The 11945-nt window shown below is 41.5% G+C and carries 10 protein-coding genes; all 10 read right to left on the reverse strand.

Translation table 11 applies throughout. The features are described from left to right. Positions 1-396 precede the first annotated feature (396 nt). Positions 397-2094 (reverse strand): Eco57I restriction-modification methylase domain-containing protein, encoded by a 1698-nt coding sequence (locus ABT997_RS01080; protein WP_200771921.1) that lies wholly within the window; start codon positions 2092-2094, stop codon positions 397-399. 103 nt (positions 2095-2197) lie between these two features. Beyond that, entirely contained in the window at positions 2198-3370 is a 1173-nt protein-coding gene (locus ABT997_RS01085) for a phospholipase D family protein (RefSeq protein WP_200771922.1), read from the reverse strand. Positions 3371-3736: 366 nt separating this feature from the next. Next, positions 3737-5092: a 23S rRNA (uracil(1939)-C(5))-methyltransferase RlmD gene (rlmD, locus tag ABT997_RS01090; RefSeq protein WP_350018540.1), complete on the reverse strand. Its 1356-nt coding sequence runs from the start codon at positions 5090-5092 to the stop codon at positions 3737-3739. A 63-nt stretch (positions 5093-5155) separates the two neighbouring features. Next, a complete protein-coding gene (locus tag ABT997_RS01095; protein WP_350018541.1) occupies positions 5156-6481 on the reverse strand; it encodes an LCP family protein in 1326 nt (441 codons plus the stop codon). Continuing rightward, positions 6478-7332 carry a prephenate dehydratase gene (gene pheA / locus ABT997_RS01100; RefSeq protein WP_350018542.1) on the reverse strand — a complete coding sequence of 285 codons (855 nt, stop codon included), beginning with the start codon at positions 7330-7332 and terminating at the stop codon, positions 6478-6480. The genes ABT997_RS01095 and pheA overlap by 4 nt, the downstream gene beginning before the upstream one ends. After that, positions 7323-7808: a shikimate kinase gene (locus ABT997_RS01105; RefSeq protein WP_350018543.1), complete on the reverse strand. Its 486-nt coding sequence runs from the start codon at positions 7806-7808 to the stop codon at positions 7323-7325. The genes pheA and ABT997_RS01105 overlap by 10 nt, the downstream gene beginning before the upstream one ends. Then, positions 7801-9084 carry a 3-phosphoshikimate 1-carboxyvinyltransferase gene (aroA, locus tag ABT997_RS01110; protein ID WP_314837253.1) on the reverse strand — a complete coding sequence of 428 codons (1284 nt, stop codon included), beginning with the start codon at positions 9082-9084 and terminating at the stop codon, positions 7801-7803. The genes ABT997_RS01105 and aroA overlap by 8 nt, the downstream gene beginning before the upstream one ends. A 117-nt stretch (positions 9085-9201) precedes the next feature. Continuing rightward, positions 9202-9540 carry a YlbF/YmcA family competence regulator gene (locus ABT997_RS01115; protein ID WP_314837254.1) on the reverse strand — a complete coding sequence of 113 codons (339 nt, stop codon included), beginning with the start codon at positions 9538-9540 and terminating at the stop codon, positions 9202-9204. Positions 9541-9642: 102 nt separating this feature from the next. Continuing rightward, positions 9643-10749, reverse strand: a complete 1107-nt coding sequence (locus ABT997_RS01120; protein WP_350018544.1) for a prephenate dehydrogenase — start codon at positions 10747-10749, stop codon at positions 9643-9645. Positions 10750-10761: 12 nt separating this feature from the next. Beyond that, a complete protein-coding gene (aroC, locus tag ABT997_RS01125) occupies positions 10762-11928 on the reverse strand; it encodes a chorismate synthase (protein WP_287515774.1) in 1167 nt (388 codons plus the stop codon). Between the last annotated feature and the right edge of the window lie 17 nt (positions 11929-11945).

Below are 11945 nucleotides of genomic sequence, written 5' to 3' on the forward strand. Positions count from 1 at the left end.
CAAGGAAATCAGTATCTCAAACAGGCTTTGACTATGACTGGATTGATTGCAGCGCATTCTAAGGTTCCAGATTTTTCTTCTTTCTATAATCGAATCTCCCATAGAGGAACCAAGATGAAAGCTGTAGTTGCGTGTGCACATAAAATTCTCAGAATTATTTACAAACTACTCTCAACCCATCAAACTTATCAAAAATAAAAGGCGCAAGGACTGAGACAACAGTTCTAACACCTAAACTAAAAAGTTTCAATTACAGTGTGGCACAGGCAGTAATTTTTTGAGCTTCTTAGCTACACTTTTTTAAATAAAATCAGTCAAAATCCAAGTAAAAATTAGGATTCTAACTGATTTTTATTTATTGAATCAAAGTCTAATTAAAATTAAACTAGTTATATATCATTTTCCTCTAGATAAGCGTCTGTTCTTCAATATATTCCATGCATTTCTCAATTCTGTAATTTCCCTTTGGCTCATCCCAATCCCTTTGACTAATATTCTTCTGTCAATGTCATCCAACAGAGACTCAATTCGTTCATTCCCATTACTTCTTATATACTGATCAATTTTATGGAATAATTCTTTTATTTCTTGATCGGTTAGAATTTGATTTTCAAAAATATTTGGTAACATTACTTTAGAAACTTCACTTGGTAAAATCTCTAAAACACCACCTCCATAGCTACGTCCCTCTAATTCTGAAAACAGTAGTCCAACAGTAGTATAATATGAAACTATCAGCCTTAATCGATTTTTAGAGTCTTTCAATTTGATTCTATGCATCGTATCTGTACTCACAGCCTCCACCTCAGGTGTATTTAACATCACCTTTGGAAATTGATAGTTTCTTCTTAAGAAAAACACATCTGGACTCCATACTGAAGGAACTTTGTACCATTCATCTCGAATTCTAGTTTTATATGATGAATTTTGTTCAGTTTTTTCTCCCCATTTTATATATTCTTTTACTCCTTTTGCAAACTCACGAGATTCATAGGGTGCTAAATCAAGTAAATATGTTCTTGCCCCTAAAGTTACGTTTTCTTCCCAGTCTTCTTTTAAAAATTGTACTCCTCGAATATTAACGCTTCTTGCAATCAATGGCCTACAATACTGTTTAAGGTCAAATTCCCTTACGGTATCATCGTTAATACAAAAATATTTATTATTACCTGTGGTTATTCCAACCTCACATGTAGCTACATCTGAAAATTTTAAAAAATTATTGCTATTTTTAATTCTATCAATAATCTCAAGTTGCTTATCTATCAAAAAGTATTTTGTCCACTTGCTTGACTCAATATCAGCTTCCATGAAATCAATAGAAGCTAATCTATTGATTTCAAGTGATTCAGCATTTTCAAAGGGGACTATTTTAATTAGGTGCTCATCATCATTGGCAATCTTTTCTCCAAGTAATAGTACCACTTCTTGTTCGATATCATCAAAAACCAAATTATCAAAGGTAACAATAGTACATCTATTTAGTTGTTTAACAAGAAACTTTCGTAAATCCTCAGAATACTTTACTTGCAATAATTCTGCGGGGACAACAAGGCCGATTCTACTAGAATCTTCCATACAACTTATACATGCCACTGTAAAAGAAACCCATGCATTTATAAGCTTATTCGACTTCATTAAATTACGGGTCAAAATTTCACTTTGTTCAACTCTTTGATCTTCCTGTAAATATTGATATCTAATATATGGAGGATTACCAAGTATCGCCTGAAACCGCTTTTGTTCTAATCCATTTTTATATGCGTGGTAAAAATCATCATTTATAACGACTTTTTTATCTTCTGTTTTTTCCCTAAAAAAACCCCAATTTGAATAAAATGAATAACCTGTTTTTGATATTGCCTCTTTTGCTGTATCTTCGTCAATTTCAATGGCAATGATATTCGAATTAGTAGTGTTTTCAAATTTTGAAAGACTTGATAAAAATATCCCCTCTCCCACACTAGGTTCAAGCACATTTTTTATAGCTTGTTCTTGATCCACAACCCATTCAGTTACAAAATCTGCAATTAACTGTGGGGTGAAATATCTTCCGTTCAATTTTTCAATTGAAGCATTTTCCTTTAATAACAACTAGTATTCTCCTTTATTAGCTAAATCGGACCTAAATATGTACAGCTTAGTTGTGTAGATATTAGCATAACCTTTAAATAAGTTCAACAAATAGAGTAATTATTTAATCATCTTTTATTTCGATTAAAAATTCATCTGCTTTCTCAACTACTCTATACAAATACATTATTTTTCCAAGTAAATTTCTATTTTTTATGATTTCTCCTGCTTTACCCCAACTTAAACTCACATTTGGTTGTTTCTGAAGGTAACCGGCTGTATCAGTTCTCTCGTCATATTTTAAAGTAAGTTCATATGGGCCATACTCTATTCCCTCAATTATAAAATAAAATTTTGCTTCTGCAAACTGATAATGCGGTTGCTTAGGATTCTTTCTTACCCAAGAAAGATCTTTGAAAACCTCGTTATAAAAATAACTTTGTTGATTAATATCATAGGCTCCTTTTTTCATTAACATTGAGCCCGTGGGGTTAGTTTTTTTATTAGATGGTATAGTAAGGTCTCTCTCCTTTAATTCTTTTGATTTCCAGACTTCCTCAATCTGTCCTTGAATCATAGATGTGAGTACTAGGGTGGTCTTGCTACTTTTAGATTTCTTGCTTGCACTGCTTCTTAAGTTACTACCTCTCTGTTTATACGGGTTCAATTTCATACCTTTAATAGCTTTTGTGCCAGCTCTATTCCTCCCTAAACTCGCTTTTATAACGCTACTTTCTTCATCCACAACTCGCCCATCATTAAGAAAATTATCAATCTCCACATTATTTGTAATTTCCAGTACGTTATCACCATTTCCCACATATGCCATTAAGCTATAAAAGCCGCTCATAAAATCATCATAAAATTCTTTATCAGATTTATCCTTTAAATCAAGTTCTATAAAGGTGTTGTTTTCAATGTTTCTATAAAACCCTCCCGGAGTAAAATTTGAACTCCCAATCGCAGCAAAAGCTTTATCATTTTTTTCATCGATAACTAAAAGTGATTTAGCATGAAAAATAGTTATAGGGGAGCCAGTATCCACAACGAATAGCTGAACTCCTGTGCTGAGTAAAGCTTTTAATCCTTGAGAAGATGTTGCGCCATTTCTAATTCCAATAATCGCTTTTAGATCACTCTCTTTCTCTAAAAACTCTTTAATTTCTGAAACACTATCTTCTCTTAAAAAAGCTGAATAATAAAAAGCCTTTGAATGTTCTTTGCTTAAAGTTTCTTTGACAATATCTACAAAGCTATTGTCTCCTAGTCGCTGCAATGAATATTTTACTTTAGCCATTTGAAATATTCCTTCCATTTGAATGATTTTTTACCTAATAAAATTATATCGAAATCTGTAGTCTAACACAATCAAAAACTACAGATTTACTATCAAAAAAATCATGAAATAGCTGAAATAATAGGATTATACACAGAAACTATCTACAGACAAAACAAATTAAACTGTAGTCCGTAAATAATTAGAAGTATCTCCGTTCGTTTGCATCCCTATCAAGTGTCTATGGTAATAAACTTCATACTTAAAATAAAGAGTATTAGTATCAAAGCAACTATCTCAACTTGAGAGGTTACTTTGATACATTCCCACTCAAGTTAAAAAGCCACTGTTCCCAGTGACTTCATAAAGCCTTTCGCTAAAAAGTTTCTAATCTTTCACGAGCAGAACAACACACTCCACGTGATGCGTCTGCGGGAAAAGATCCACCGGCTGGACTTTATTCAACTCGTAGCCCAACTCTTGGTAGAGTTTGATATCACGCGCCATGGTGGCGACGTTACAGGAGATATAGGCGATGCGTTCAGCTCCTGTTTGGGCGCTTGCTTTGATAAAGCTTTCGATCAAGCCCTTGCGTGGTGGGTCGACTAGGATAACGGTTGGCTGGATGCCTTTTTTGAGCCAATTCTTCATAGCATTTTCAGCTGTGTCACAGACATAGTGGGCATTGGTGATGCCATTTAGACTAGCATTCTTCTGGCTATTCTCCACGGCTTCGGGGATGACCTCCACTCCATAGACTTCCTTGACATGCTTGGCAACTGATAAGCCAATGGTCCCAATTCCGGAGTAGGCGTCAATCACGATATCCTCTGCTCTCAACTCCGCAAAGTCAATAGCTGTCTGATAGAGCTTCTCTGCCATTTCGGTATTGACCTGGTAAAAGGCTGGACCAGATATTTGGAAGCTATTGCCCAACATTTGATCGGTAATATAGTCTTGACCATAAAGCGTACGCCATTCTTTTCCAAAAATGGCATTGGTATTCTGGTCATTGATATTTTGCATAACGGATTTGATGGCTGGAAATTGCTTGATCAACTGCTCGATCAACTGGTCCACACGGAACACTTTAGGACGAGTGGTGACCAAAATGACCATGATTTCTCCTGAATGGTGACCTCGGCGGACCACAAGATTGCGAATCAAGCCTGATTGTTCCTTTTCATCATAAGGCTTGAGGTCAAACCGACGAATTAAATCTCGAAGAGCCAAGACCACTTGGTCAATGACTGGATTTTGGATATAAAAGTCTTCAATCGGCATCAAATCATGAGAGTTCTTGCGAAAGAAGCCTGTCTCTACCTGACCATTGACACGACGGACAGGGACCTGAGCCTTGTTGCGGTATTGGACAGGATGGTCCATTCCCAAGGTCAGGGGCACTTCGATATCAGAAATTCCTGCCATCTTGTAGAGACTATCCTTGACCTGCTTGGCCTTGAATTTCAGCTGCTTCGGATAAGCTAGGTGACCCAAGTCAGCAATGCCGCTTCGCAAGTAAGCCAGGTCTAGTTCTTCATTGCGGTGAGGGGATTTTTCCAAGTACTCCTCTACTTTTCCGTAACCGATTTTCTTATTGACCTTGAGCACGCGCATGCGGATGACTTCTCCTGGCAGGGCATTCTCCACAAAAAAGACCAGGCCATCGACCTTAGCCACTCCTGCTCCTTCGTGAGTCAAATCGACCATCTCAACGGTTACAATTTCATTTTTCTTTACCATGGTGTTCAATCTTTCTACAAATTAAAAGGGATGGAGTTTACAGACTCCTATCCCTTAATTATATCATCTTAGGCCCATTTGGGACAATTTCTTTTTATAAGCATCGAAATCGACCAGCAAGCCTTGTCCGCCATACATATCATAGGCATCGACCCAATCACCATTTTCTGGAATGGTAATGCGTTCAATCCCCTTGCTGGCACTTCCGACTAAGCCAATCCCGTTTGTCAACAAGAAGGAGAAGGGTACATTGGTTGAGGTCATAGCGAAGACCTTTCCTAGTGCTTCAGATCCAGTAAAGAGCTTGGTTGGATCCTTGATTTGGTGAACAATGGCAGACATAACTTCTTGTTGGCGTCTTGTCCGGCCAAAGTCGCCCTCATCATCCTTACGGAAACGAGCATAGTTGAGGAGGGTCCGGCCATCCATCCGTTGTTTTCCGACCTTGATGGTTTGCTGAGGAACGACACCGTCTTTCATGTTCAAATCGTCTGGCACTTCCACTTCACTGACCTTTTCACCATCAATAGTGGAAAACTGCGCATTCATCTCGACCCCATTTGGGAAGAGGGTATCAATGGCTGTCGCAAAGGTTTGGAAATCGACCATGGCGTAGTATTGGATATTAATGTCAAAGTTATCCTTGAGCATCTGACGGACCAATTCCGCCCCTTGGTTGTTATTCTGCTCTCCAATGGTAAAGGCCGTATTCAGCTTCTGGTCATAGTAATCTTGATATTCTGGATCTGTTTGCTGGCTCACGCCATCAATATGTACCAGAGTATCCCGCATGAAGCTGACCAATTTTACCTTGCCGTCCTTGTTGTTGACATTGACGACCATAATAGAGTCCGTTCGCGTCTCAGATGAGCTTTCCCCTATTCGACCATCTGTTCCCAAGATCAGGATATTGACCCCGTCTTTGGTCTTCTGACCGTTGAAATACTCTTTAACAGCTGGTTGGGCGTTGGTCCCACCAGGTTTGCTATTCAAGCCTTTAATAAACATAAAGACCATTCCACCAAGGACCAACAAGAGGAAAATGGCAATCCACTTTAAAATACGTTTGAAGCGGATTTTTTTCCCCTTCTTACGTTTGGGAAGAGCTACTACTCCCTCTCGTTTCTTTTTATTGGTTTTGGGTTTATCCTTTCGGCTCCGTGATGGATAGACTGGTAATTCATCAGACTCGTTTTCGCTTCTACTTGAGGAAACCACAGACTCTTCTGCACTTGCTGAAACGGGGTCATCTTGGAATTGTCCCTCTGATTTATTTTTTAAGTACTTGTATTCCAACTGTTCCTTTTCATTTAGGTAATGGTAGTTGGAATAAAGATAATCCAATCTTTTTTGTTCATGATAGGATAGGTTTTCTGATTCTCTACTCATACGTTCTCCGTTTCATTGTCGTTTAGCATATAGACCCAATAGTGGCCTAAGGTTTTGATAGATACCCCCAGGGATTCCAGTTCTTGATAGGCAGAAGCAAACAGTGATTCGTCAGCATCCACCACATCGATGATAAAAAAATACTCCCCTAGGGCCGTCTTTAAAGGACGACTTTCAATTTTTGTTAAATTTAATTCTCTTGAAGCAAATGTAGATAGGGCCTGGCATAAGGAGCCCGCAATATTACTTGGTAAGGTAATCGCCAAACTATCCTTACTAGCAGCTTTCTTCAGCGAGCGACTGCCTTCAAAAGGACGCTGACCAAGGATCCAAAAGCGGGTGAAATTTTGATCCATTTCCTGAATATTACTAGCTACCACTTCCAAACCATATTCATCCTTGGCCTCCAAAGGCGCAATAGCTGCAATAGGAAGTTCCGGATGTTGAGAGACATATCGAGCTGCATAGGATGTCGATGTGGTCATCTCTAGTCTGGCTTGAGGGAAATGCTCCCGGACATAGGCTTTCCCTTGGGCTAATGCTTGAGGATGCGAATAGATCACCTCAATGGCTTGATCCTGCTTAACTGCCAAGAGTTGTTGCTTAATGGGATAGACCACTTCTGCAATAGCCTGAAAATGAGCCTGGTGAAAGAGGTAGTCAATCGTCTCATGGACACTACCTTCGATGGAGTTCTCAACAGGTATGACCGCATAATCTACTTGGTCGGACTCATAAGCTTTGATCACTTCTGTGATAGACCCGTAAGGGCATAAGGTCGCCTCTTCAAAACTTTCAAGGGCTACATGGTGGGTAAAGGATCCCTTAGGACCGAGATAAGCTACAAGCATCGGATGATCTCCACAATTTCTTCTGGTGTCTTATCAGCAACATCAATCACATGTGTGGCTACTTCTTCATAAAGGGGCAGGCGTTGCTCATACAAGGCACGAAACTCTTCTGGTTTTTTATTAAGAAAGAGGGGGCGCTTAGTTGCAGGATCGGCAGCCAGTCTTTGATAAAGCCGCTCAAAATCAATCTGTAAATAAATATTACAAGGATTCTTCTTGAGAAGCTCACGATTTTCTGGCTTCAGGACGATGCCCCCACCAGTTGAAATGACCGAGCTCTCTTGATTGAGTAACTCATGCAACAAAAGCAACTCTTGCTGGCGAAAACTGTCTTCTCCATAGAGAGCAAAATAGTCAGAAATCGGCATTCCTAAGCGTTGGACCAAGAGTGCATCCATATCTGCAAAAACTGGATCCAATAAAGAGCCAATGGTCGTTTTCCCTGCTCCCATAAAGCCGAGTAGTACTTTAGGCATGAGACACCTTTTCTAAATCTGCGAAGAAGGTAGGATAGCTGGTATTAATAGCTTCAGCACGCGCAAGCTCCACTTCACCATCGCTTACAAGCAAGGCTGCAATAGCTCCCATCATACCGATTCGGTGGTCACCAAAGGTTTGCAGGCTGGTACCATGTAGGGGCGTTTTCCCCTCAATAATCATCCCATCCTCTGTTGGTGTGATGGTTGCCCCCATGGCATTTAGACTATCTGCCACTACTTGGATGCGATCCGTTTCCTTGACTTTCAATTCTTCAGCATCTTTGATAATGGTTTGGCCAGAAGCTTGGGTAGCTAAAAGGGCAATGATTGGAAGCTCATCAATCAAGCGAGGAATCAAATCACCCGAAATTTCCGTCCCATGGAGATCAGAAGTCTCTACGACAAGCGTCGCAGCCTTAGCAAGGGGATCAACATCCAAGATTTGAAGCTTGCCTCCCATTTTTTCAATAACCTCTAGGATACCTGTACGAGTCTCATTGATCCCGACATTCTCTAGACGAATCTGACTATTAGGGACAATCAAACCAGCTACTAACCAAAAGGCTGCACTGGAAATATCACCTGGTACCGTCACCTCACAGGCTTGGAAGCTTTGAGGCCCACGTAGGCGAATTTCTTTGCCCTTAACGCTGATATGGCCACCGAACTGCTGGATCATATCTTCGGTGTGATTCCGTGTCAGTTCTTTCTCTAGAATGACTGACTCCCCTTCTGCTTGCATGGCAGCAAATAGAAGAGCTGACTTGACCTGAGCAGAGGCTACCGGTAATGAATAATGGATTGGTTGTAATTCTTTTGTCCCATGAAGGTGAAGAGGAAGCATATCTCGCGCAGTTTGACCCTGGACAGTGACTCCCATTTCTCGAAGGGGGATCGCCACCCGATCCATTGGTCGTTTGGACAAGCTATCATCTCCAACCATGGTAACTGGGAAGGGACTTCCTGCTAAGACACCCGCTATCAATCGAGTGGAGGTACCTGAGTTCCCCATATCCAGATCATTCTTAGGTTGTTGAAAGGCTTCGAAGCCTTTTCCCTCAATGGTGATCACTCGACCATCATCTTGGATAGAGACACCTAGGTCTCTAAATACTTGAATAGTGGATAAGACATCTTCACCACGTAGGATATCATAGACCTTAGTGGTTCCATGTGCAAGGCTACCAAAGATAATCGAACGATGACTGATCGATTTATCCCCCGGAACACGAATGATTCCATTTAAACCCTTACAATTCGTTTGTAATTTCATGGCTTACCCCTTCAAGCTTTTCTAAAAATTCTACCATAAAAAACAGCCATTTTCAACGTTCACTTGGAAGGTCCTCTAAGATGGGAGAGAAAAAGAGGTGGGCTCTCCACCTCTCCCTTATTTAAATAAATCTTGAACTGGATCAAAAATAATCCGTTCAATATCTCCTAGATAAACAGACAATTGCTGTTGTTTGGTGAAAAACTCATTAACAATTGGGTTTCCTTGTAATTTTCCAGCGAAGTCTTGCATTTTCTTTTGTTGGTCTTCAGTTGGCATTTGTCCAGACTGGATGACTCCATGAATTTCTTGTTGGAAAGCCAGGTAGTCTCCGAATAACGCTTTTGCATCGGCTTCGGCATCAATGGCTTCCTTACTAGCAAGGACAGCCTTGTATTCTGGTAAGTCACGAATTCCGCGTGACAATTCATTGGCTAGATCATAAATATTTGACATGTAATTTCTCCTTAACGATTTGGTTTTGTTCTATTATACAAAGATTCTGGTAGATCTTGTGGTAGAAACTGCTATTTTTGTAAAAATCCTACTTAGGACCTACTATTTGATCACCACACTATAATCCGTTTGCTCGGTGATCAGGGCTTCAGCCCGCGCTTGATCAGCAGCCGTCTTAAAGGAAATCTGAAGAATCCCGTAGACATCTTCCCGGTTTTCTTCATTGATATGAATATTGACCAAGGAGGTACCACGAAGCAATTCGAGAATCCGAAGGATGACATCTTCTTCGTCTGGAACATCCACAAAAATATCGAAGGTGCTTTCCACCCCTCCTCTCTTATGGATCTGCATATGTTGCCGTTGCTCTCGACTATAGTCAAAGAAGGCCCAAATCGCATCTTCTTGTCCCTGGCGAATCATATCAGCAACTTGCTCAAGACGATCCTTAAAATCCGCTATCCGATCGAGAACCGAAGCTGGATTAGATAGCAAAACTGAGGTCCACATACTGGGCTCACTCTCCGCAATCCGCGTCATATCACGAAATCCTCCTGCAGCAAAGCGACCTGCTAGGGCATGCTCTTCTGTATAAGCAGCTGCTTGTCCCATCAGGGTAGCCGCCAATACGTGAGGAAAGTGGCTGATCTGAGAAGTAACCCGATCGTGTTCCATTGGATCTACCTCGATGAAACGGGCTCCAAGCCCTGAGAGTAAATCCTTCAATTCCAAGATCGCACTTGGGTCTGTCGTAGCTGTTGGCGTAAAAATATAGTAGGCATTTTCAAAGAGGGTGGAGTCAGCTGAGGCAGCTCCCGTCTTATGACTCCCCGCCATGGGATGCCCGCCGACAAAACGGACTGGAAGATGTCTAAAAGCATTTTCGCCAGCTTCTACAATGGCCCCCTTGGTGGAGCCCACATCCGTCACAATGACTCCTTCTTTCAGTGGCATTCTCGCCAGTTGCTGAAAGGTTTGAATCGTTTGTTTGACGGGCAAAGAGACGATGATAACATCTGCACGACTAGCAAATGCTTCAAGATCAGCCGTCACCTCATCAACAATTCCCTTCTTTAGAGCAATATCTCGTGAGGCTTGACTACGATTATAGCCTAGTAAAGTCACTTGCAGATGGGCTTTTCGGATCCCCATAGCTAACGAAGCGCCAATCAGTCCTAGACCGACGATATAAACAACCTTTTCTTCCATCTATTTCTCCAGTTAGAAAGCTTTGGTATAGGCCCGATGACGCTCGACAGCTTCCTTCAATTCTTCCAGATTATCAGAAGAGAACTTGTCCAAGACTTCTGTGGCTAAAACCGTTGCCACCACAGCCTCCATGACAACCCCTGCAGCTGGAAGCGCTGTTGGGTCACTCCGCTCCACCGTTGCCTTATACGCTTCGTGTGTTTCAATATCGACACTCATGAGGGGCTTGTAAAGAGTCGGTATTGGTTTCATAACACCACGGACGATAATCGGCTCTCCATTGGTCATACCACCTTCAAATCCACCCAAATGATTGGTTCGACGAGTATACCCATCCTGCTCAGACCAGAGAATTTCATCCATGACTTGACTGCCTTTTCGACGACCTGCTTCAAAGCCTAGCCCGAACTCTACACCTTTAAAGGCATTGATAGAGACAACCCCTTGAGCGATCTTGGCATCCAATTTCTTATCCCATTGGACAAAAGAACCCAGACCGACAGGCACACCACCTACAATCGTTTCGACGATTCCTCCGATGGTTTCCCCTTCTTTCTTCACGCTATCGATATAGGCCTTGATTTCCTCTTCTCGCTCTCGATTAACGATGGAAACTTCTGATTGAGCGACCGCTTCCTTGATTTGGGAAACTGTTAGATTTTCCGGAACCTCTACTTCGATTCCTCCGAAATTGACGATGTGGCTGGCTACTTGAACCCCAATCTCTTCCAATAGACGTTTGGCTACTGCACCAACTGCTACTCGCATGGTTGTTTCCCGAGCCGATGACCGTTCCAAAGAATTTCGCAAGTCATCGAAACGATACTTGATGCCACCGACCAAATCGGCGTGGCCTGGACGAGGCTTGGTAATTTTCCGAAGCCCCTTCTTCTTTTCCTCCACATCACTGACAGACATGATCTCCAACCATTTTTGATGGTCTAGATTGGTGACATTCAAGGTGATAGGACCTCCCATGGTCAAGCCATGGCGAACACCAGAGGTGATCTCGACCTGATCGCTTTCAATCTTCATCCGTGCTCCACGACCGTAGCCACCCTGGCGACGTTTTAATTCGACGTTGATATAATCAGCGGTCAAAGGGAGCCCTGCTGGCACTCCTTCGATAATAGCTGTAAGTCGTGGTCCGTGTGATTCTCCTGCTGTTAAATAACGCATGCTATCTCCTTTGTCGC

Source organism: Streptococcus australis (assembly GCF_040226615.1).
Taxonomy (GTDB): domain Bacteria; phylum Bacillota; class Bacilli; order Lactobacillales; family Streptococcaceae; genus Streptococcus; species Streptococcus australis_E.